Annotated in this window: 22 protein-coding genes and 1 tRNA gene; 15 read left to right on the top strand and 8 right to left on the bottom strand. The window is 70.4% G+C overall.

Annotated features, from left to right (window positions below; genetic code table 11):
* Positions 1 to 155 precede the first annotated feature (155 nt).
* Positions 156 to 407, top strand: coding sequence for a tyrosine-type recombinase/integrase (locus FRANCCI3_RS27825; protein ID WP_255353893.1), 252 nt, complete (start codon positions 156 to 158; stop codon positions 405 to 407).
* A 31-nt stretch (positions 408 to 438) separates the two neighbouring features.
* Here the strand turns inward: FRANCCI3_RS27825 and FRANCCI3_RS05080 are convergent, their stop codons facing one another.
* Both FRANCCI3_RS05080 and FRANCCI3_RS05085 read right to left on the bottom strand, forming a co-directional pair.
* Complete coding sequence (locus FRANCCI3_RS05080; protein WP_011435467.1) at positions 439 to 1,662, bottom strand: IS110 family transposase; 1,224 nt, start codon at positions 1,660 to 1,662, stop codon at positions 439 to 441.
* A gap of 665 nt (positions 1,663 to 2,327) precedes the next feature.
* The gene (locus FRANCCI3_RS05085; protein ID WP_035958574.1) at positions 2,328 to 3,452 is read right to left on the bottom strand and encodes an IS630 family transposase; all 1,125 of its coding nucleotides are present in this window, start codon (positions 3,450 to 3,452) and stop codon (positions 2,328 to 2,330) included.
* Positions 3,453 to 3,522: 70 nt separating this feature from the next.
* Between FRANCCI3_RS05085 and FRANCCI3_RS05090 the strand changes: the two genes are divergently transcribed.
* Positions 3,523 to 3,873, top strand: a complete 351-nt coding sequence (locus FRANCCI3_RS05090) for a hypothetical protein (protein WP_011435470.1) — start codon at positions 3,523 to 3,525, stop codon at positions 3,871 to 3,873.
* A 63-nt stretch (positions 3,874 to 3,936) separates the two neighbouring features.
* Here FRANCCI3_RS05090 and FRANCCI3_RS24170 read toward each other — a convergent pair whose 3' ends face one another.
* From FRANCCI3_RS24170 to FRANCCI3_RS05105, 3 genes are all read right to left on the bottom strand, one after another.
* Complete coding sequence (locus FRANCCI3_RS24170; RefSeq protein ID WP_011435471.1) at positions 3,937 to 4,530, bottom strand: phosphoribosylglycinamide formyltransferase; 594 nt, start codon at positions 4,528 to 4,530, stop codon at positions 3,937 to 3,939.
* Positions 4,531 to 5,019: 489 nt separating this feature from the next.
* Positions 5,020 to 5,694 carry a 2'-5' RNA ligase family protein gene (locus tag FRANCCI3_RS05100; protein WP_011435472.1) on the bottom strand — a complete coding sequence of 225 codons (675 nt, stop codon included), beginning with the start codon at positions 5,692 to 5,694 and terminating at the stop codon, positions 5,020 to 5,022.
* A 56-nt stretch (positions 5,695 to 5,750) separates the two neighbouring features.
* Positions 5,751 to 7,076 (bottom strand): helix-turn-helix domain-containing protein, encoded by a 1,326-nt coding sequence (locus FRANCCI3_RS05105; protein ID WP_011435473.1) that lies wholly within the window; start codon positions 7,074 to 7,076, stop codon positions 5,751 to 5,753.
* 202 nt (positions 7,077 to 7,278) lie between these two features.
* On the opposite strand from FRANCCI3_RS05105, the gene FRANCCI3_RS05110 reads away from it, so the two are divergent.
* Together FRANCCI3_RS05110 and FRANCCI3_RS05115 are read left to right on the top strand one after the other, a co-directional pair.
* A complete protein-coding gene (locus tag FRANCCI3_RS05110) occupies positions 7,279 to 7,563 on the top strand; it encodes a hypothetical protein (RefSeq protein ID WP_023841813.1) in 285 nt (94 codons plus the stop codon).
* A complete protein-coding gene (locus FRANCCI3_RS05115) occupies positions 7,560 to 8,006 on the top strand; it encodes a hypothetical protein (protein WP_108913842.1) in 447 nt (148 codons plus the stop codon). The genes FRANCCI3_RS05110 and FRANCCI3_RS05115 overlap by 4 nt, the downstream gene beginning before the upstream one ends.
* Positions 8,007 to 8,083: 77 nt before the next feature.
* Here FRANCCI3_RS05115 and FRANCCI3_RS05120 read toward each other — a convergent pair whose 3' ends face one another.
* Positions 8,084 to 8,464, bottom strand: a complete 381-nt coding sequence (locus tag FRANCCI3_RS05120) for a helix-turn-helix domain-containing protein (protein WP_011435476.1) — start codon at positions 8,462 to 8,464, stop codon at positions 8,084 to 8,086.
* Between the two features lie 223 nt (positions 8,465 to 8,687).
* Here FRANCCI3_RS05120 and FRANCCI3_RS05125 point away from each other — a divergent pair, with 223 nt between their 5' ends.
* From FRANCCI3_RS05125 to FRANCCI3_RS05165, 9 genes are all read left to right on the top strand, one after another.
* Positions 8,688 to 9,092 (top strand): hypothetical protein, encoded by a 405-nt coding sequence (locus tag FRANCCI3_RS05125; protein WP_011435477.1) that lies wholly within the window; start codon positions 8,688 to 8,690, stop codon positions 9,090 to 9,092.
* Complete coding sequence (locus FRANCCI3_RS05130) at positions 9,089 to 9,376, top strand: hypothetical protein (RefSeq protein WP_011435478.1); 288 nt, start codon at positions 9,089 to 9,091, stop codon at positions 9,374 to 9,376. The genes FRANCCI3_RS05125 and FRANCCI3_RS05130 overlap by 4 nt, the downstream gene beginning before the upstream one ends.
* 85 nt (positions 9,377 to 9,461) lie before the next feature.
* On the top strand, positions 9,462 to 11,021 hold the full coding sequence (locus tag FRANCCI3_RS05135; RefSeq protein WP_011435479.1) for an FtsK/SpoIIIE domain-containing protein: 1,560 nt from the start codon (positions 9,462 to 9,464) through the stop codon (positions 11,019 to 11,021).
* Entirely contained in the window at positions 11,018 to 11,242 is a 225-nt protein-coding gene (locus tag FRANCCI3_RS05140) for a hypothetical protein (RefSeq protein ID WP_011435480.1), read from the top strand. The genes FRANCCI3_RS05135 and FRANCCI3_RS05140 overlap by 4 nt, the downstream gene beginning before the upstream one ends.
* Positions 11,239 to 12,957: a replication initiator gene (locus FRANCCI3_RS05145; RefSeq protein WP_011435481.1), complete on the top strand. Its 1,719-nt coding sequence runs from the start codon at positions 11,239 to 11,241 to the stop codon at positions 12,955 to 12,957. Before FRANCCI3_RS05140 ends, FRANCCI3_RS05145 begins: the two co-directional genes overlap by 4 nt.
* 29 nt (positions 12,958 to 12,986) lie before the next feature.
* On the top strand, positions 12,987 to 13,181 hold the full coding sequence (locus tag FRANCCI3_RS05150; protein WP_011435482.1) for a helix-turn-helix domain-containing protein: 195 nt from the start codon (positions 12,987 to 12,989) through the stop codon (positions 13,179 to 13,181).
* Between the two features lie 130 nt (positions 13,182 to 13,311).
* Positions 13,312 to 13,611 carry a hypothetical protein gene (locus FRANCCI3_RS05155; RefSeq protein WP_011435483.1) on the top strand — a complete coding sequence of 100 codons (300 nt, stop codon included), beginning with the start codon at positions 13,312 to 13,314 and terminating at the stop codon, positions 13,609 to 13,611.
* 250 nt (positions 13,612 to 13,861) lie between these two features.
* On the top strand, positions 13,862 to 14,071 hold the full coding sequence (locus FRANCCI3_RS05160) for a hypothetical protein (RefSeq protein ID WP_023841838.1): 210 nt from the start codon (positions 13,862 to 13,864) through the stop codon (positions 14,069 to 14,071).
* Positions 14,071 to 15,351 (top strand): tyrosine-type recombinase/integrase, encoded by a 1,281-nt coding sequence (locus tag FRANCCI3_RS05165; protein WP_023841839.1) that lies wholly within the window; start codon positions 14,071 to 14,073, stop codon positions 15,349 to 15,351. The genes FRANCCI3_RS05160 and FRANCCI3_RS05165 overlap by 1 nt, the downstream gene beginning before the upstream one ends.
* Before the next feature lie 98 nt (positions 15,352 to 15,449).
* Here FRANCCI3_RS05165 and FRANCCI3_RS05170 read toward each other — a convergent pair.
* Positions 15,450 to 15,522, bottom strand: a tRNA-Lys gene (locus FRANCCI3_RS05170).
* Positions 15,523 to 16,083: 561 nt separating this feature from the next.
* Between FRANCCI3_RS05170 and FRANCCI3_RS05175 the strand changes: the two genes are divergently transcribed.
* Together FRANCCI3_RS05175 and FRANCCI3_RS05180 are read left to right on the top strand one after the other, a co-directional pair.
* Positions 16,084 to 20,049, top strand: a complete 3,966-nt coding sequence (locus tag FRANCCI3_RS05175) for an ABC transporter ATP-binding protein (protein WP_011435484.1) — start codon at positions 16,084 to 16,086, stop codon at positions 20,047 to 20,049.
* Between the two features lie 144 nt (positions 20,050 to 20,193).
* A complete protein-coding gene (locus tag FRANCCI3_RS05180) occupies positions 20,194 to 20,508 on the top strand; it encodes a hypothetical protein (protein WP_011435485.1) in 315 nt (104 codons plus the stop codon).
* 106 nt (positions 20,509 to 20,614) lie between these two features.
* Here FRANCCI3_RS05180 and FRANCCI3_RS05185 read toward each other — a convergent pair whose 3' ends face one another.
* Entirely contained in the window at positions 20,615 to 21,352 is a 738-nt protein-coding gene (locus tag FRANCCI3_RS05185; protein WP_011435486.1) for an SGNH hydrolase domain-containing protein, read from the bottom strand.
* Between the last annotated feature and the right edge of the window lie 252 nt (positions 21,353 to 21,604).

Raw genomic sequence — 21,604 nt, forward strand, 5'->3', positions numbered from 1 at the left:
AGGCTCTTCCTCGAAGCGGGCGAGCATGCGCTGAAGGTCAGCGCCTACGACTACGAGGTGGCAGCCCGCGCCGCCGCGGGGCGGGCGCGGCCCTCACCCTCGACGGCCCGCTTCCCTTCGAGCTCCTGCCCGGTGACGAGCTCGGCCGGGATCTGCTGTCCCGGCGGCGGTTACACGATCTGCGGCACAGCTCGGCCTCGATCCAGCTCGCTGAGGGGGTCGACATCACGCTCGTCTCGAAACGCCACGGGCACAGCTCTACCCGGATCACGGGGGATCTGTACGCCCATCTGTTGCGGTCGACGGGCCGGGCCGCAGCGGAGGCAATCGCGAATGCAGTTCCCCGCGCCCACGTGCCGCCCACAACGATCAAGGAGCATTCCGGGGATAGGGAGAGAAATGCTTAGCTGCAGGTCAGACATCCCATGGTTTTCGTTGTCAAGCGGCGACGTCGAGTGTTGCTTTCTGTGTCCATGCGGTTGCCTCACTGTAGGGGGTGTGGGTCTTGAGGCAGCCGTGCAGGATTCCGACGAGCCGGTTGCCGAGCTGGCGCAGCGCGGCGTGGTGCGACGTGCCGCGCGCGCGGATCGCGTCGTAGTACGACCGGGCGCCCGGGGATGCGCTCAGGGCCGAGAGCGCCTGCTGATGTAGCGCGTCGGCGAGCCGGTTGTTGCGTGCGTAGCGGGCCAGGACCGTCTTCTTCTTCCCGGAGGCGCGGGTGATCGGGCTCGTGCCGGCGTAGTTCTTCCGTGCCTTCGCGTCGGCGTAGCGCGTCGGGTCGTCACCGAACTCGGCGAGCACCCGGGCCGCGAGGACCGGTCCCAGGCCGGGCTGGGACAGCAGGATCTTCGCGTCCGGGTGCTGGTCAAAATGGTCCGCGACCTGCTCCTCGAGCCGGGCGATCTCGCCGTTGAGGGCTGCGAGCAGCCCGGCCTGGGCGCGCACGACCGCGGCGTAGGCGGTGGTCGCCGCCGGCGTGACGGGCAGCTGCTCGGCCCGCAGCGCCGCCCGGATCGCGGCCGCCCTCTCGGGGATCTTCCGCCGGCGGGCGTGCCTGAGCGCGGCGCTGATCTGCGCAACGGTCAGCCTCGCGGCCTCGGCCGGCGACGGCGCCTTCGCGAGAAGCTCCAGCGCGTCAGGGGTATCGAGGTCGTCGAACGCGGCCAGCGCGGCCGGGAAGAACTCCAGGAGCGCCGAGCGCAGCCGCTGGGTCTGGCGGGTCCGGTCCCAGATCAGGTTCTGATGCGCCCGCGCCACGATCTTCACCGCCTCGGCGGTGTCACTGTCCCCAGCGACCGGCCGCAGCTGGTGACGGTCCGTACGGACCATGTCCGCCAGGCTGTGCGCGTCGCCGGCGTCGCTCTTGGCACCCGACGTCGAGTACCGCTCCCGGTACCGCGCCGCCTGCAACGGGTTCACCGCGATCACCTGGTAGCCCGCCGCGACGAGCGCCCGCACCCACGGGCCGCGGTCGGTCTCGATCCCGACCACGACCTGCTCCGGGCCGGCGTCCTCGGCCAGGTGCCGCCCGATCAGCGCGTGCAGCCGGGCGATCCCGGCCACGCCCTCCGGCAGCCGGCCCTTCGCCAGTCGCCGACCCGTCTCGTCCTGCACCTCCACATCGTGGTGGTCCTGCGCCCAGTCGTCACCGACGAACAGCATCCGGGTCTCCCGTCTCTCGGCACCAGGTCCGGCAGCCTCCAGGAGATCCACCACACCCTAATGGTCAAGTGCTCACGCCACGATCAGCGGGCACGACATCCCATCTGTGGTCCGCTCTCCCGACCACCGGCAGGGGCACGGTCTGACCTTAGGACTCGTCCTGCGTCCAGGGGCCTCGAGTGCTCACCTGCTGGCGGCTACCGGAACCGAGCCTGCCTCACGGCTGCCCGGTATGTCCCATTAGGGGCCTGCGTACGGGTGCGCCGCCAGGGACTTGAACCCCGAACCCGCGGATTAAGAGATCATCGGTGGTTCGTCCGCCAACGTCCGTGGACGTCCGCCGGTGCCGGTCGCGGGCTCGCAGTTGTCCGCCAAGTCCGTGACCGTTCGCCGCCGTTCGCGGGCTTGGCTGCCATCCAGGCTGCCAGCCTCTGCGATCTCCACCCTGGCGCAGACGGCGCTGATGCCTCTGATCCGTAGTTAGATCTGAATCTTCCGCCGACGTCCGTGGATGTCCACCGCGTCCGCTGACCTGGTGCGCTCCGTCTGCTGGTGTCCGTCAGCGTCCGCGGCCGTCCGACGGCTTGGCTGTCAACTTGGCTGTCACGTCTGCGACGGCCGTCCGACGACCCACGGCCTAGTGGTCGTCGCTGCAAGTTCGCCGGTTATGCGGCGAGGGCGAGGCCGCTGGCGGTCTTGAGGAGATCGGCGCGGGTGTACTTCCAGTCGAACGGGGCCGCGGTCTGGTTGTAGAGGTCCTGGAAGCCCATGACCCGGTCGCCGAGTGCGTCGAGGTCGGCGAAGTCCCCGCGTTCGATGGCCTTGCGCTGCAGGATCGAGAAGTAGATCTCCACCTGGTTCAACCAGGAGGCGTGGACCGGGAGGTGGACGAGCGTCGCGGTCGGATGGGCCGCGCTCATCCGGCGGATCGAGGTCTGGCCGTTGTGGGAGGAGCCGTTGTCGACGACCCAGAACACCCTGCGTGCCGAGGCGTAGGGCTCGGCCGTCATGACCTGGTCGACGAGCCGGTGAAACGGGGCGATGCCGGTGGTCGGCTCGATCCGGCCGATGACGTGGGCATGGTGGACGTCGTAGGCGGCGAAGTAGGCCAGGGTGCCGCCGCGTTGGTACTCGAACTCGACGCGCGGTCCGTGACGGGCCTGGGCGGGCGCGGTCGGGTGGCAGCGGCGCAGTGCCTGCAGTTGGGACTTCTCATCGGCTGAGATCACATAGTCGTTCTCGCCGAGTGGTGCACCGTCCCAGATCCGAGCGTAGAGATCGAGGACCCGGGAGGCCTTCGCGACGAACGCCGGATCCCTGGGGAAGATCCACGAGCGGTGCTGCCAGGGGCGGATCGCATCCCGGGCCAGCCAGCGTCCGACCGACGACGCTGACACGCCCGCCACGATGCCCTCCCGGGCCGCGTGGCGGGCGAGTTCGGCGTTCGACCAGCGTTCCAGCGGCGCACCGACGTCCGCGGGCCGGGTGCACGCCAACGCCTTGACCTCGGCGACCTGCACCGCGGTGAACCGGGCCGGCCGACCCGAACGGGGCCGGTCCACCAGCCCGGCGAGCCCTTCACGGGCGAACCGGCCCCGCCACTTGCCCACGGTGTCCTCGCAGACACCGAGATCGGTGGCGATCGTCGTGTTGCTCGCACCGTCGGCGGCGGCGAGCACGATCGCCGCGCGCAGCCAGTCACGGCGCGGCACCGTCAACGAACGGGCACGGCCCGCCAGAACGGCACGGACGTCGCAGGTCAGGGTGATCGCGGTGGCACGGCGGGACACCCTCCCGGTCCTACCGGGCCAGCCACGCCCCCAAGGCACACCACGATCAACCCCCGGCCACAATCAGACCGTGGCGGGTATCCCGGAATCGACGAAGATCTCCTTGCGGCAGCGTCTCGTCGCGCATGCCGCCACGAACTGGCCCGGGATCAGCGTGTCCACCCGCTACCGGGGTCGGTTCGCCTACGTCACCGCGACCGATCCCGACGGCGACGACCAGCCCCTGTGCCGGCTCCGCTACGGCGGCTACGCCAACCAGTGGGGCTTCGCGATCTGGCGCGCCAGCCACGACGACTACGCCGACTCCGTCCTGGCCGACGGCTCACCGACCGGCACCGCCGAAGCAGCCCTCGACCTCGCCGCCGGCCTCTACCTACCCGCCACCACCCATCACCGACGAACTAACGGCGGCGACCACTAGTGGCTCGGTACCTCGCTTAGATCGGGCCCGTCGTCTCGCAGCGTTGCCTGGTCCCTGGCTGTCTCAGATCGCGTGAACGGCAAGATCTTGCACTACTGTTGGAAGCAGGATGTGTTCGGCCGCGAGAACTCTCTCGGACAGGCTTTCGACCGTTTCATCCGGCTGGACGGGTAGTTCGTGTTGCGCGATAACGGGCCCCGCGTCGTACTCTGCTGTGACGATGTGGACTGAAGGCCCGGTAATGCGATCGCCGGAGGCCAGGACGGATTCATGTACTGCTCTGCCGTACATACCTTTTCCGCCATGTCTCGGCAGCAGAGACGGATGCACGTTTATGATCTTACCGGCGTAGGATTTCAGCGTGCACGGGCCAATATTTTTCATGTAACCCGCCGTGACGATCAGGCTGATCTTTCTTTCGTTTAGTAGCGTGCATATAGCCGTGTCGAGCTGATCGGGATCGGGATGCGTGACTCCTGACATGTGAGCGGCCGGTATGGCATGGGCTCGGGCATATGCAAGAGCGCCGGACCCTCCGTTGTTGCTCAGGACCAAGGCCAGGCGGAATGCCGCGGCAGGCCGGAGAGAGGATTGGTGCAGTGCCCGTAGATTGGTCCCGGTATGCGACGCAAACACCGCTACGCGGAAATCAGCCATGTACGGCACCCCGGCAGCTCGGCCGTGGCATCGCGTCTAAGGGCACGTCAAGGTAAGTCATGGGAGCCGACACACGCAGATTTTATGTCCACTCCGGCCTGGTTACCCCAGGCCAGGCTCGTCGCTGGCAAGTGAGGGTTGGGCTGTCCGGGGAGCGAAGCGCCCTGGCACTGGTGATGGGGCTGTCGGCTGGCGTGCCCTCTGCTCGTTCTTCGGCTGCCCATCGGCTGCGCGACGAACGTCCGCAGCATCACGTTCCGTGCCTCGGCTGGTTCAGCCCACGCTGGCGACTGGCGGACTTCGTCGAACGTCTCGGATGGTCTACGCGGTGCGGGGTGCGACGGGCCCGGCGAGCACGGCCGCCAGGCCGCGCGCAGCCGGTCGCGCGGCGCGGACCGCACCGCGGCTTGATCTCAAAACGAAGGATTCGGCAAATGCGCGGGCTCGTGCTCGTGGGGACCGGGCCGCCGCTGGCCCTGTCGGTGCCGGTCAACCGGTGAGGTCGGCGTGGTGCCGGACGTCCCACCGGTAGGCGTGGCCGTCTCGGCGGAGTTCGAGGAGGTCGACGCTGCCGACGGGCACGCTGATCGGTGGCCGCCTGCGAAGGTCGGTGAGTCGGCGGATGACCTCGTCGGTGGGCGGGGTGGCGTTGCAGTAGGTGACGCTGATGTGGGGTTTGAAACGGGCGGGCTCGTCGGGCACGGCGTCGGCGCCCAGGACGTCACCGATCGCGGCTCGTAGCTGCTCGCGTAGTTCGGCAACTGGGTGCCATGGGGTGGCGCGGAGGAAGGTTCCGCCGGGGTAAGCGGCGATGGGGCCGGCGGTGAGGGCGAACGGCTCGATGTCGGCGCATCGCTCGTCGGCGGCCTTCCCGATCGCGGCGACGGTCTCGGCGGGCAGCTCGTCGGCGAACGCGACGCCCTGCACGGTCATGTGCAGTCCGTCGACCGGCACGGGGTCGAGGTACTCCAGGTCGGCCAGTGCGCGTTGGAATCCGGCCACGTAGTCGGTGAGGGCCTGGTCCTGGAAGACGAGGTACCAGGTCAGGTAGCGCCGGTCCGGCCGCCATCCGGGGCGCCACCACCAGTGATCGGCCATCCGTTCGGTGCGGCGGAAAGCTTCCCAGTCGTCGGCGTCTACCTGGTCTTCGTGGGTCGGCGGCACGACCGCTCAGGGTAGACGGTGTGACCACCCTGATTGGTCGGCTGGGGGCCTGAACGTCAGGCGGTGGGCAGTCTCCAGGCTTTGACGGCGTCGTTGACCTGGGCGATCTCCGGGACGGTGCGCCACTGGGCGGCGGTGAGCAGGAAGTCCCGGGCCCGGCGGGCGACCACTTCGGATCGCAGATCGGCGCCGACGTCGAGTGCTTCGGCAACGAGTGCTCCGGCGCGGTCGGGCTGGGGGTTGGGACCGGTTAGGTAGGTCATGCTTGCGTCGACCAGGGTGAGGGCGTGGCTGGCGGTGGAGTCGGCGGCGGCGAAGATGGGGATGGCCTGGTCTGTGAACTCGCGGGCCCGGTCGGGGGCTCCGGCGGCGAGGTAGGCGGAGGCGGCGTTGCCGGCGATGCGGGATGCGGTGAACGGGTCGAAGGACAGGAAGTAGCCGACGGGGTCGGTGTCCTCGATGCGGGCGTGGGCGGCCAGGGCGCGGCCGACGGCCTCGTCGACTCCGGCGATGTCGCCGAGCTTGCCCAGGGTGCGGGCTTCGCCGCTGATGGCGAGTCGGATGCTGGCGGGGCCGCCGCGGGCGTAGCGCTGGCCGTCGCGGGCAAGGTCCAGGGCTTCGCGGTACCGGCCGCCGTAGTAGGCGATGAAGCTCTGGGTGCCGCGGACCCACGCGGCGAGATCGCGGTGTCCGGCGGTCTTGGCGAGGCTCATCGCCTCGTTGCAGTAGGCGCGGGCAACGAGTTCGTTGCCGAGGTCGAACGCGAGATAACCGAGCAGGCCGGAGAGCTTCCCGCCGATGGCGTACAGCTCGCGGCGCTGGTCGGGGTGCTGGTGTCCGGACATCAGGTCGGCGACCCACCGGCGCTGCTTCAGGGCGACGGGGTAGACGGTGGCGGCGTCGCTGTTCTCGTAGCGGCGGCCCACGACTTCGATGCTGGTGTCGAGCTGGTGTAGCGCGTCGTCATCGACGTTGGATGCGGCGAACTGCTGCATCCGGCGGGTGACCTCGTCGAGCTCGGCGTCGAGTGCGAACAGCGCTCCGGCTGCGATCACGGTGCGCCGGTCCGGGCTCGTCTCGCTGCCGGCGGTTTCCGTGGTTTCCGAGCTGGCGAGTCCGAGACGGTCTCGGGGGATGCCGAGTCCGTCGGCGAACTTCTCGAAGTTCTCGATGGTGGTGACCTGGCGTTTCCCGCGGACAATCACGCTGATGGACGGCTGCGGGATGCCGGTCATGGCGGCTATCTGCGACTGGGAGGCACCGGTCCACTTCCGGTAGATCGCCAGCACGGTCTGCATGTCCCGTGCGGTGAGGGCCTGGGCCATCTCGGGGCGGTCCCACAGGCCGGTCGGTGCGGTGGGTAGTGGGCGGCGACGGGTCATGGCTGCTCCCATCCACGAAACGGGATGTGTGGCGTGGTGGACCGTGTACCGTCCGCCAGTCTATCCACGCTGAGTATCCATCCACATATCTATTCCGAACTGCCTGGATGCGTGAGCGTACGTCCTGGCTGCGCCCCGTCTCCGCGGCCTGGCTGCGGGACGGGCGCTGGGCGTGGTGACCAGGCAGGAAGGGAGAGATGGCATGACGGACGTGGCTGCACGGCGAACATCGGTGGCAGCGGAACCGGTGTTGTTCGGCGTGGTCCGCTTCGAGGACGACGGTTCCGGCCGGGTGCGGGACACAATGATCACGTTTCGGTCGGCGCAGGAAGCGGAAGCGTTCGCGCTGGATCGCTGCTGGACGCGGTACCAGGTGTGCGCGTTGCGGTTCTTCGTGGAGGAGAAGCCGGCGGAGCTGGGTGACTGGATGGTGCTCGGTGGGCACCTGGATCATCTGGTCACTCGGCGTGCGCGGCGTCTCCGGTGACCGCCCACGACGCCCGGCCGCCGTTGCGTGCGGATGTGGTTCGGGATCGGTCGTTGGCGGCGGTGGTGACGCTGCCGTGGGGTGCCGGCACGTGGGCGGTGGTGATCCAGCCGGGATCGGACCTGGCGGACCTGCACCGGGCCCTGGCGGAGCTTCCGGCAGGGTTGGAGTTCCACTCCGTGCACGGGGCGGGAGACGTCATCCTCGTCTACCAACTGCCCGCCGGGGAGGTCTCCCGGCGGGATCTGCTGCGGCTGACCGGCTCGGCGCTCGACATCCCCACCGGGTTCCCGGACCGGTCGCGGTGGATCACCCGTGAGGAGCAGCAGGCGTACCGGGCGGGGCACGCGGATGCGTTCGGCGCGATCCGCGTCTTCCTGAGCCGCCCCACCGGCGGCCCCCCGGACGGGACAGGTTCAGGCCCGGTCAATCCTCGGGGGTAGACCGGGCCTGAACCGATGAAGGGCCGGATCCGATGGTGACCATGTCATCGGATCCGGCCCTTTCGCATGCCCGGGTGCTACCGGACGCTGTCGCACCGCTCAGCAGGCGGAATGAGCTGGGCGCCGATGGTGGCAAGGCTGCGTTCGATGCGGAGCAGGACCTCCAGGATCTGCTGATCCACCGGCAGGACCGGCAGGGGCACCTCGTCGGGCTCCCTCCCGAGGAGGACGGTCAACAGGTGGTCGTCCGGCCATCCGAGCGCGCGGGAGATGGCGGCGAGCGTGGCGTCCTGGGCGCGGCGGCTGCTGGTGCCCCGTGCCAGTTCCCGTAGGGTCGCGACCGACACCCCGGACGCGGCGGCCAACGCCTGCTGACTCATCCGCCGTTCCCGCATCCGCGCGGTGATCGCGGCACCGACAGCCCGCCCGTCGTCCCCTGCCGTCGTCTCGCGCGCCATCGTGGATCAACACCCCCGGATCGTTTGCTGTTTACCAAACAGTAGTTCGCGTGATGAGCTTCCCGGAAGGCTGCCATGACGGTGGGGCCGTTTTTATAACGAGGCGTTATCCATAGGCGTATAGAAGCTTGGCGAGCGCTCGGCGAGCGGTGCATGGTGGGTGTTGCCCGACGTACCCCGGACCACCCGGGGGCGGGGCTGACCTTCGGAGGTTGACGAATCCATGGCGGTTCCCCGGCGTATTCCCGTGCGCTTCGAGGACGTGTTCCCGGCGGGTGCTTTCGTGCTCGGTGTGGAACCGGCGAACGACTACGAGAAGGTGAAGGCGAACGCTCCCGACCCGCAGGAACGCGACCCGAACACCGGCGAGCGGATCTGGGCGGTGCGGGTGCTGGACCCGGACCCGGCGGCCCGGCAGGCGGAGCTGAAGGTGAAGGTGCCCGGGGAGGTGCAGCCGGTCCTGCCGGAGGTGATGCCGGGCACGCCGTTCCGGCCGGTGCTGTTCGACGGGCTGACGATCACGCCGTGGGTGGACACCAACGGCAAGTACCCGAAGCAGGGCTACGCCATGCGGGCCCTGCGGCTGCGGCAGGTCGGCGCGGTGCGGCGGACGGGGGCGGCGGCATGACCGGCCACGACGCTGACCCATCCGGGTCGTTCACCTCTCTGGCGCTGTACGTCGGGACGAGCTGGTACGCGGTGTGTCACAGCTACCCCCACCGGCCCCCGATCCTGTCCCTCACCGTGGGCCCGACCGCGCTCTCCCTGTCATCCGTCGCTGAGGCGGACCCGGCGGCGCACCTCGCGTTCGCGCGGGCGTTGCGCGACGCGGTGAACACCTACCTCGCCGACTGCGAGCGGATCGCCCTCGCCGCACAGAACGACGCCCCGCCGACGGAAAACGCGGCGTAGCGCCTCCCTCATTTTCCGGAACGTTTCCCTCTCCCCCTTCCCTCTTCCCGTGGTTTCGTGCGCTCGAAAACAGGGTGGTATTGCCATGTCCAGAATCTACGGTGACCAGCGGATGCCGCGGATTCCGTCCCGGCCGGACAAGATGCGGGTGCCGCTGTGGATGCTGCTCCTCGCGGTGGCCGGCAAGGGGCTGGTGCTCGGGGTGCGCTGGTGCTGGCGGCACCGGATCGCCGTTCCCGTCGCGGTCGGCCTGCTGGTGTTCGTCCACCGGTTTGGCCTGCTGGGCCTGGTGGGCCTGCTCGTCGGTCTGCTGCTGGTGGCGGTGGTCTGGCGGCGGGTGCATCCGGTGTCGTTCGGGTGGCTGGCACGGTGGGTGTGGGGACGGGTCCGGCTGGCGTTCGTCTACCGGCGGCGGTGGCGGCCGGCGATGGTGCACACCGACCTGGCGATCCGGGTCCCGACCTCGAACGCCGATCAGGTCACCTTCGACGACTACTACCCCCGGATCCGTTCTATCCGCTCGACGCGAGCGGTGGACGTGCTGCGGGTGGAACTACTTCCCGGGCAGACCCCGGAACAGTGGGCGGAGCAGGCCGAAGCCCTGCGGCACGTGTTCCGGGCCCGGCGCTGTCAGGTCCAGGCAGAACCGCACCGGTTCGTCCGGCTGCACTTCCACCACCGTGACACCCTCGTCCGCCCTGTCACTCCCGGTGACCTCGACGGGCCCCGACCCGGCGACGTGGCCCCGGATCTCGTGGACGATCCCGGTGCCGCGTCGGGCCTGCTGGTGGCGGAGCTGGGCGCGGTCCCGGTCGGCCGCTGTGAGGACGGCTCTCCGTGGACCCTGCCGGTCCGCGGGACGCATGTCCTCGTCGCGGGGGCCACCGGTGCCGGTAAGGGCTCGGTGCTGTGGTCGATCATCCGCGGTCTCGGCCCGGCGGTGCGGGCGGGCCTGGTGAAGCTGTGGGTGTGCGACCCCAAGGGCGGGATGGAACTCGCTTTCGGTGAGCCCTTGTTCGCCCGGTTCGCCACCACGACAGGGGAGATTGCGGATCTCCTCGACCACGCGGTGACGGTCATGCAACGACGCACGGCACGGCTCCGCGGCCGGACCCGGCTGCACACCCCCACCGTCGGCGATCCGCTGATCGTGGTGGTGGTCGACGAAATCGCGTCGTTGACGGCGTACGTCACCGACCGGGACGTGAAGAAGCGGATCGGGGCGGCGCTGCCGCTGCTGCTCTCGCAGGGCCGCGCCCCCGGCGTCGTGGTCCTGGCGGCGGTGCAGGACCCGCGTAAGGAGGTGCTGCCCTTCCGGGACCTGTTCCCGGTCCGGGTCGCACTGCGCATGACCGAAGCCGAACAGCCGGATCTCGTGCTCGGCTCCGGTGCCCGGGACCGTGGGGCACGGGCGGACGAGATCCCGCTGTCGCTGCCCGGCGTCGGCTACGTCCTGGCTGAGGGACAGCCGGAACCGGTCCGGGTCCGCGCGGCCCACATCGACGACACCGAGATCAGCCGCACCGTCTGGGCCTACCGGCCGTCGACGGCAACCGGCGGCGGCTGGACACCCGACCTCGACCCCTACACCGACAGCGGCTCCGCCGACGGTGCCGACCCGGCCGGATGGGATGAGGTCGCATGACCACCCCGGCCGGCGATCCGGATCTGTCCGCTCCGCTGCCTGTGGTGCCGGTGTGCACCACCTGCTCCCACCTGTACGTCGCTCACCGGCGGGGCCGTTGCCATGGCGACACCGGCACCCGGGCCGGCTGTGCCTGCACCCACTTCACCGAACCCGCCCCGCCCATCGCTACCGACCGTTCGGATCTCGACGTCGACGTCTCGGAGGAACTGCCCGCGTGACCCTCCCTCCCCCTCCCGGCCCTGACCCGGCCGGCCCCCACGACCCCACCAACCGTGACGATCGGCCCGGCTCTCGGGCGGCGCGGATGCGGATGCCGCTCGCCCGTGCGGTCGTCGAAGCGGTCGCCGTCGAGAACGGCGTGTGCGTCCGGCCGATGGCGATGCGGCGCACGAACCTCGACACCGGCGAAACCGAGATCATCCCCGTACCCTGCGGCGCCACCCTGGCCAGCAAGTGCCCGACCTGCGCGGAGAAGGCCCGGCGGCTGCGGATGGCGCAGTGCAGGGCAGGGTGGCACCTCGACGACGAACCGCTTCCCGACCCGGACCCGCCGTCCGATGACGCGAAGGTCCTTGCCGGCTTCCGCGCGGATCTCGAAGTCGCCCGGCAGGACGCGGAACGGGACAGTGACCCGGCCGGCGTCGCCGAGATCGACGCGCTGATCGGCCAGGTGGACGAGGAACTCAACGCCCTGGGCGTGCGCGGCAAGACTGCCCCGGACAACCGGGACCGGCCCCGCCGTGCCCGCTCGACCCGCCGGCGGCAGGACGCTGCCGACCTGCCGCGGTTGCCCGTGGAGAAGCGCACGATCGGCCGGACGTATGAGGCGGCGGACGGCACGACCTGGCGGCCGTCGATGTTCCTCACGCTGACCTGCGACACCTACGGGCGGGTGAACTCCGACGGAGCTCCGGTGGACCCAGCGTCGTATGACTACCGGCGGGCGGCCCGCGACGCGATCCACTTCCCGAAGCTGATCGACCGCTTCTGGCAGAACCTCCGCCGTGCGGTCGGCTGGGACGTGCAGTACTTCGCCGCGCTCGAACCGCAACGGCGGCTCGCCCCGCACCTGCACGCGGCCCTCCGCGGAACCGTGCCACGGGCCCTGCTGCGGCAGGTGGCGGCGGCCACGTATCACCAGGTCTGGTGGCCACCGTCTGGCCAGCCCGTCTACCTGGACACGGCACTCCCGACCTGGGCAAGCGAAACGGGCGGATACGTCGATCCGGCTTCCGGCCGGCCGCTGCCCACCTGGGATGAGGCGCTCGACGCCATCGGAGACGAGGACGAACCGTCCCATGTGGTGCGCTTCGGCCCGCAACTGCAAGCGGACGGCTTCACCTCGAACTCGGCGCACACCGGCCGGATGATCGGCTACCTCTGCAAGTACCTGACCAAAAGCCTCGACGCCTGCCACACGGCCACCACCGACCGGCAACGGCGCCACGTCGACCGGCTCGCCGAAGCCCTGCGCTACGAACCCTGCTCACCCACCTGCGCGAACTGGCTCCGCTACGGCGTCCAGCCGAAGAACGCGAAACCGGGCCTCGTCCCGGGACGCTGCCGCGGCAAGGCACACCGACGGGAGACCCTCGGCTTCGGCGGCCGGCGGGTCCTGGTGAGCCGCAAGTGGTCCGGCAAGTCGCTGACCGACCACAAGCATGATCGCGTCGCGTTCATCCGGGAGCAGCTCGAAGCGCTCGGCCACACCGCCACCGGCCCGGCCGCGGCAACCGACACCGACCCGGCTCGCACCGCCTGGACGATGCTCCGGCCCGGCGACCCGGCCGCACCTCGCCGCGAACACCTGCTGTTGCAGGCCGTCGCGCAACGCCACGCCTGGCGCGCACAGCTCGACGCGGCCCGACGCGCCGCACCCGACGAACTTCCGGCAATCGGCCTCGGCCCACCGGGCAGGGCACAAGCCGCCTGATCACCCGTCCTGACCCGTGGGAGAGAACCGTGACCAAGCTTCTCCTGACTCCGGCGGAAGCCGCCGAACTCCTCGGTGTCGGCCGGACCACGATCTACGAACTCATGAACAGCGGCGACATCCCGTCCGTGCGGATCGGACGCGCGCGCCGCATCCCGGCCGCTGACCTGGTCGCCTTCGTCGACCGGCTGCGCGGCGTCGTCGAAGAGGGAAAAGCGGCATGACGCGGGCGCGGTGCCGAGCACCACCCACCCCGACCGATCCGGCTCGCAAGCAAGGCGGTCCCGGCGAGTGCGCCAACACCCGACCGGGACCTGAGACCCCACCCCTGCCTCAGACAGGAACGAAGCCCTGATGAACATCTTCTCTTCCGGCAACTTCGGCGCGTGGCGCACCCCCGGCGGAGACTCCCCGCTCGTCGCGACCCGCACCACCGACAGCGGCGACCACACCCTGACGATCCGGCCCGGCGCGGACGTCGGCGATCTCGCCGTGATCCTGGGTGACCTGCCCGCGGACGCCGTGTTCGCCGAGCACTTCGGAGACGTCGACCTCGTCCTGATCTTCCGCCAGGACCCCGGGCTTTCGGCAGTCGTCCCGGCCAACGCCAACCCCTCGACGGGACCGGCGGCGGCGAGCGTCCCCCGCCCATAGCGGCTGCTCTGCCTGCTCTACCCCTCCATTTTTCTTCCGTCCTCTGGTGGCGCCTGAAGCTGTCGGGGTGTCGGACGGGTCCAGGGTCGGCCGTAGGCCGATCGCGTCAGCGACGCGAAGCGCCCTGGACGCGGCCGGCGCCCCGGCAGACCATTCCTGCGCCAGAGAACGGAAAGCCACCGGCACCGGGCAACGCCACCCGCGGCCCGCGCGCCTCTCCCCGTTCTTTCGGCAAGGAGCCCCTTTCATCATGAACACCGACCACGACGGGCACCCGACGATGAGCCTTCAACAGGCTCTCCGGGAACACCTCGACCGTGCCCGCGCCGGACAGGGTCGGCTCTACCCCCAGCCGGACGGTGAGTCCAAGTTCGCCTGCGACATGGGCGACAGCCGCTACGGCTGCCCGTGGTGCGACACCATCGAATGGCCCGACGGCAACCCGCTGGACGCTGCCTGATGGCCGCGCGCAAGGGCCGGCGCGGCGCCGGTGAGGGCGCGATCTACAAGGACGCTTCCGGCCGCTGGCGAGCGACCGTGGACCTCGGCTGGAAGGACGGGAAGCGACAGCGGAAGTACCTGTCCGGCAAGACCCGCACGGAGGTCGCGGAGAAGCTGCGGGCACTGCGCCGAGAGCAGGAAGACGGCGTCGCCGTGGTCACCGGGGTGAAGCCGCTGACGCTGGACGAGTGGCTCACGTTCTGGCTGGACACGATCGCGGCGAGGAAGGTCCGCCCGTCCACCCTGGCGACCTACCGCGGGTACGTGCGGAACCGGATCGTCCCGGCGCTCGGCGCGGTCCGGCTCGACCGGCTCGCCCCGGAGCACCTCGAAGCGTTCTACCACCGGTGCGAGAAAGAAGGGCTCGCCGCGGCCACGGTGCTCCAGATGCATCGGATCATCTCCCGTGCGCTGAAGGTCGCGCACCGGCGGGGACGGATCGTCCGGAACGTGGCAACGCTGGTCGATCCGCCTTCCGTCGACCGGGACGAGATCCGTCCGCTCACGGCGTCGGACGCGCGGGCCATCCTCGACACGGCGAAGGGCCAGCGCAACGCGGCCCGCTGGTCCGTCGCGCTGGCGCTCGGGCTCCGGCAGGGTGAGGCGCTGGGCCTGCCCTGGGACGCGGTCGACCTGGACGCGGTCCCGGCCACGCTCACGGTGCGCCAAGCCCTGCAACGGCGGGCCTGGGCGCACGGCTGTGCCGACCCGAAGAACTGCACCACTGCCCGTCGGTGCCCCCGTCGTACCGGCGGGGGCCTGGTGATCGTCCGTCCGAAGAGCCGGGCCGGTCGGCGGACGATCGTGATCCCGCCGAACCTGGCGGCCAGCCTGCGGGCCCACCGGGCCGCACAGCGCGCCGAACAGCAGGCGGCCGGCGGCGAGTGGGCCAACGAACACGATCTCGTGTTCGTCCAGCCGAACGGGCGGCCGCTCGACCCCCGGGCTGACCACCGGGCCTGGCAGGACCTGCTGTCACAGGCCGGTGTCCGCGCGGCCCGGCTCCACGACGCCCGGCACACGATGGCGAGTCTGCTGCTCGCGCAGAAGGTTCACCCGCGGGTGGTCATGGAGATCATGGGGCACTCGCAGATCAGCCTGACCCTCGGTACGTACAGCCACGTGGCGCCGGAGCTGTCGACGGACGCGGCGGATCGGATGGGCTCCGCCCTATGGGGAGAAACAACCCCGGCCACGGACGGTGAAGAAGGCCAAAACCAGGAGAACGAGAAAGGCTGACATGGCGCGCGCCCGTGGCCGCCCACTGGCTGCCCACATGGCTGCCAGAAAGAAACGGCGGCCCCGTCCAAATGGACGAAACCGCTGGTAGATACGGGTGCGCCGCCAGGGACTTGAACCCCGAACCCGCGGATTAAGAGTCCGCTGCTCTGCCAATTGAGCTAGCGGCGCGTTGCCTCCGCGTCCCCGCGGCGACATGCAGAACTCTACCAGGCGCTGGAGACGAGTGGCCGGGGGGTGCGGGCGCGGCGCTCGGTACCGGCGGCCACCTTGGAGATCGCCGATGGCGGGGGCTCCGGGGTCCCTGTGTGTCCTCCGGGGTCCCTGCGTGTCCTCCGGGGCTGATCTTGCTCGGGACCTTGCTCGCTCGGGACCTTGCTCGGGACCCGCGGCTTCCTGTGGTCTCGGCTCGGAGCCGTGACGGGCATCAGCGGGGTTCCAGGAATGTTTCGCTGATAGACATGACGTGGCCGACGCCGCGGGCCTGCCGGACGTACGGTCAGGCTGGGACACCGCGGTGAGGCTGGGACGCGGCGGCTTTGGCGTCTCGTCCCAGCCTTCGCGTCCGATCCGGACCGGCGTCACGCGGGTACCGAATCGGACCTGACGACCTGGAGGCCCACCGCGAGCTCCGAAGCATCGTCCGCTGACACGGCCCGTCCCTCGCACGGACCGCCGGATCGGCCGGACCCCAGTCCGCATCCGGCTCTGGCTCCCGTCGAGCGATCGCAGTTGCCCAGCCCACGCCCACGGCCCCAACCAGCCGAGGAGCCTGCCGCGCCCGGGCCGGAGAAAGCCGAGGAGGCCGGGCCGGAGAAACCGGCGGCCGGCTGGCTGCGCAGGATTCTCCGCGAGATCCTCGTGTACCGCCGCAACGCCGCCTTGGCCTTCGGCGCCGCGCTGCTCGGCACGCTCGTCACGGCCGCCGTCCCGTTGGTCGAGCGGCAGGTCATCGACAACGTCGTAGTCACGCACCGCCACTCTCTCGCACCCTACGTCGCCATTCTGCTCGGGGCCGGGGTCGTCGTCTTCGCCGCCGCGTTCGTCCGACGCTACGTCGGTGGTCGGCTCTCCCTCGACGTCCAGTACGACCTGCGCGACGCCGTCTTCAGCGCCATCGAGCGCCTCGACGGGGCCCGGCAGGACCAGCTCCAGACCGGGCAGGTGGTGAGCCGGGCGATCTCGGACGTCACCGTGGTCCAGGGTCTGCTGTCCTACCTGCCGATGATGAGCGGCAACCTGGTGCTCTTCGTCGTGTCCCTTGTGGTGATGGCCTGGCTGTCCCCGCTGCTCACTGTCATCGCGCTCGCGCTGGGGCCGGCGCTGTTCATCGTCGGCTACAGCGCCCGACGCACGGTCTTCCCGGCGACCTGGGCGGCGCAGCAGCAGGCTGGCGAGGTTGCCGGAGCGGTCGAAGAGGCCGTCGCCGGCGTCCGGGTGGTGAAGGGGTTCGGACAGGAGGCCCGCGAGCTGGACCGGCTGGCGGTGGACGCCCGGTGGCTGTTCGCGCTTCGGATGCGTGCGGTGCGCATCACCAGCAGGTTCGGTGCGGCGATGCAGGCCGTTCCCGCGCTCGGCCAGGTCGCGGTGCTGGCGCTCGGCGGCTGGCTGGCGCTGACGGACCGGATCACCCTCGGTACCTTCCTCGCGTTCAGCACCTATCTCGGCGCCCTGATCGGGCCGACGCGGACCCTCGCCGGTCTGCTCACCGTGGGCCAGCAGGCCAAGGCCAGCACGATACGCATCTTCGAGATCATCGATTCGCAGCCGGCGATCACGGACCGGCCGGACGCCGTGCGCCTTGGCCGGATCCGCGGGCTGGTCGACCTGGACAGTGTCACGTTCGGCTACGCTCCGTCTCGCCCCGTGCTGCGGGACGTGAGCCTGCGGATCGAACCGGGGGAGACGGTCGCCCTCGTCGGCACGTCCGGTTCGGGTAAGTCGACGGTCGCGATGCTGCTGCCGCGGTTCTACGACCCCCAGGCCGGGACGGTCCGCCTTGACGGTGTGGACATCCGCACGGTGACACTGTCGTCGCTGCGGGCGCAGATCGGGGTCGTCTTCGAGGACAGTTTCCTGTTCTCCGACACGGTGCGCGCGAACATCGCCTACGGCCGGCCGGGTGCCACGGACGACCAGATCATCGCGGCCGCGCGGGCGGCGCAGGCGGACGTCTTCATCCGCGGCCTGCCCGACGGCTATGACACCGTCGTGGGAGAACAGGGCCTGACCCTCTCCGGCGGCCAGCGCCAGCGCGTCGCGCTCGCCCGCGCGCTACTCACCGATCCCCGCGTCCTGCTCCTCGACGACGCGACCTCGGCCGTGGACGCCCGGATCGAGGCCGAGATCCATGACACGCTTCGGACGATCATGCGTGGCCGCACCACTCTGCTCATCGCGCACCGGCGCTCCACCCTGCGCCTTGCCGACCGGATCGCCGTGCTCGACGCCGGCCGGATCGTCGACGTCGGGACCGAGGCCGAACTGACGGCCCGATGTCCTCTGTTCCGCCATCTGCTCGCCGGCCCCGGCGAGGGCCTTCCCGACCAGCTCTCGTCCCCGTCCCCGTCTCCCGACCCCGGCCTTTCTTGCCTGTCCAGAGGGATAAATCAGACGCAAAAGGCTCTGGATAGGCAAGGAAGTAGGCAAGGGAAAGGAAGTAGGCAAGGGAAAAGAAAGGGAAATGTTCTCCGGGGTGGTGCTACCCGGGGTGGTCTCGGCCGGGGGCTCGGCGGCGGGGGCCCCTTCGGTGACATGCCGGCGACCCCCGACCTGCTCGCCCGGGTCGACGCCCTGCCCCCGGCGCTCGACGAGCCGCGGGTCGACCAGGCTGCGGCGGCCGCCCCCGACCCGGCATTCTCGCTGCACCGGCTGCTGGCCGTGGTCCGCTGGCCGCTCATCCTGGGCCTGCTGCTGGTGGCGGCAGACGCCGTCGCGGGTCTCGCCCTGCCAGCGTTGGTGCGGCATGCCGTCGACGCCGGCGTGAGCGTCGGGGCACGTGACGTCCTGTTCGCCACCGCCGGTGTCGCGCTGGCGGTGGTGCTGGTCAACTGGGCGGTGCAGGTGTGGCAGACCCGTGTCACGGGCCGGATGGGGGAGCGGCTGCTCTACATCCTGCGGGTGAAGACCTTTGCGCAGCTGCAGCGCCTCGGGCTCGACTACTACGAGCGCGAGCTCGCCGGCCGGATCATGACCCGGATGACGACCGACGTCGACGCCCTGTCGACCTTCCTGCAGACCGGCCTGACCACCGCCATCGTCAGCCTGCTGTCCTTCTTCGGCGTCCTGGTGGCGTTGATCGTGCTGGACGCCGAGCTCGCCCTGGTCGTCGTCGCCGTACTGCCGATCCTGATCGTGGTGACGGTGGTGTTCCGGCGTCGCTCCTCCGCCGCCTACACCGAGTCCCGGGAACGGGTCAGCGCCGTCAACGCATCGCTGCAGGAGAACCTGACCGGGCTGCGCATCGCCCAGGCGTTCGGCCGGGAAGCGGTCAACCAGGCGAGGTTCCGCGAGCTCGCGGACAGCTACCGCCGCTCGCGGCTGCGGGCACAACGGATGATCGCTCTCTACTTCCCGTTCGTCGAGTTCCTCTCCCGGATCGCGGGTGCTCTCGTGCTGGGAATCGGCGCCCACCTGGCCGTCGGCGGATCCCTGTCGCCGGGAGCACTACTCGCGTTCCTGCTCTACGTGGACCTCTTCTTCGCGCCGGTGCAGCAACTGTCCCAGGTGTTCGACGGTTATCAGCAGGCCCGGGTCGGTCTGCGCCGGCTTTCCGAGCTGCTGCGGACTCCGACCTCGACGCCGTCGGCCGAGTACCCGCGACCGGTCGGACGGCTGGCCGGCGAGGTGGTCCTGGACGGCGTCCGGTTCGCCTACGTGGGAGGCACTGCCGCGCGGACGGAGAACGCGGGGCCGGCGGGAAACGCGGGGCCGGCGGGAAACGCCGTGAACGGGGTGAGCCTGCGCATCGCCCCGGGGGAGACAGTCGCCCTGGTCGGGGAGACCGGCGCGGGCAAGTCCACGGTGGTGAAGCTGATCGCCCGGTTCTACGACGTGACCGAGGGCGCGGTGCGGGTGGACGGTGTTGACGTGCGCGACTTCGACCTGCCCGCCTACCGGCGACGGCTCGGCGTCGTTCCGCAGGAGCCGTTCTTGTTCTCCGGCACGGTCCGGGACGCCATCGCCTACGCTCGGCCGGATGCCTCCGACGCCGAGGTCGTGGCGGCGGCGCGGGCGGTCGGCGCCCACGCGTTCATCACCCGCCTGGCCGACGGCTACGATCATCTGGTCGGCGAACGCGGCCGGGGACTGTCCGCCGGCCAGCGTCAGCTCCTGGCGCTCGCCCGCGCGGAGCTCGCCGACCCGGACATCCTGCTGTTCGACGAGGCGACCGCGGCGCTCGACCTCGCGACGGAGGCTGCGGTCACGGCAGCCTCGGAGGCGGTGGCCACCCGGCGGACCACGATCATCGTCGCCCATCGGCTCACCACGGCGGCCAGGGCCGACCGGGTGGTCGTGATGGCGGACGGCCGGGTGGTCGAGCAGGGGCCGCACGCCGAGCTGGTGCACGCCGGCGGCCCGTATTCCCGCCTGTGGGCCGCCTTCACCGCGGAGTCGGTCACGCCCGCGGAGTCCGTCACGCCCGTGGATCTCAGCCCGACCGCGGACAGCGGTGCTGACCGGCGAGCGGCTGGCTGACCGGCGAGGGCGACCTCATTCCGTAATGTCATGGTTCGCCCTCAAGTCTGAGGGGATGCCCTCACGGGGCGACGAGCGAGCCCGCCCGCCGCCCCGATCGACCGAGCGGTCACCCGGGGCCGGCGGCGATCAGAGGAGGGGATCATGAAGGCGAACGGTCTGTTGATGGAGATCGCCTGGCCACGGCTGCCCAGCGGAATCGCCACACCAGGTGAACTCGCCGACCGGCTGGACGCCGACCTGCGGGACCGCGCCAGGGTCGCCGCGTTCGACGAGCACGGTCTGTGGGTCCGGGTCCACCAGCCGCACCAGGTCGAGGCGCTCGCTGCCGAACTCGCCTATAAGCTCTCCCAGGTTGGCGCGCCCGATCAGACGTTCCTCTCCTGGCACGACGAGCTGGGTGATCATCGTCGTTCGCTGAGCGGCCGTCGGATCGGGATGCACCGCAAGGTCGCCTGAACATTCCGGCGAATTCTCGACGAGGTCCCGGGAAGCCCGGGAAGCCTAGAAGATGGTGGATCGGCCCGGTCAGCCCTCGGTCAGCCCCCGATCGGTCGGCTGGCGGTCAGCCCGCGGCCGGCTGGAGGGTCTCCCGAGCGATCGCGGTGCCGAAGCGGACGGCGCCAGGGGACGGGACCGGGCAGGCTGTCATCGGCTTCTGGGGCAACGGACAGAAGTGGACCCCGTCGGGGCTGCGGACCGTGACGACCCCGCCGGGCTCGCAGGTCTCGCCCGCGGCACAGGGCATCGTCGAGGTGAACCGGCCGTCCATGGTCAGGACCCGACCCGCGGGGACCACCCGGGTACGTTCGTGCTCCGCGGCGATCTGGCGCCACAGGCGGTCCAACGGGGTCATCCCGGCCTCGTCGACCGTCTGGTCACGCCGTGGCGGCGCATCCACGAGGACGACTTCGATGCCCTGATTCGTCAGCATCGTGACGGCCTTCGTCACGTCCTCCCGGTAGGCCGTCACCAGGTCACGACCCTGCATACAGGGCGTCACCTGGTTGCCGGAGAACACCAGAACCGCGGTGGTCGGCCGCCAACGCCGCGCCTGGTCGCGGATGTCCATGAGCCAGTCGCAGGGAGCCGTGCCACCCCAGGTGCGCACCAGCACGGCGGTCCCGCCGTCCGCGCGGGCCGCCTCGTCGAAGGCGTCACCCGCCTCCCAGGCGAGCGAGTCGCCCCACAACGCCACCCGTGGCCTGTCGTCGGAGGTCCTGTTCACCACCAGGGCACCCCCGACCAGGACGATCGCGACGACGAACAGCCAGCCGATCGGTCCCCGCCGTCCGATCCGCACGGTCCGCCCCTTCCTGCCCCGCCGCGCCGGCCGGTATCACCGGATCCCCGATCACGTCCGACCCTGCCCGGCTGCCCACCACCTCATCGTGCTTCCTGCCCGGCGCTGTTCTGGTGACGGGTGTGCCGTCCCCACGAGCGGACATTACTGAACGTACCGCCCATAGCTGTTCTATCCAGAGACCCGAGTAGCTCCGCTAGCGCGGGCGGTCGTGGCCGAGACGGAGGCTGGGGGCGGGGCATGGCGGTACCC

Origin of the sequence: Frankia casuarinae (assembly GCF_000013345.1) — a bacterium.
Taxonomy (GTDB): Bacteria; Actinomycetota; Actinomycetes; order Frankiales; family Frankiaceae; genus Frankia; species Frankia casuarinae.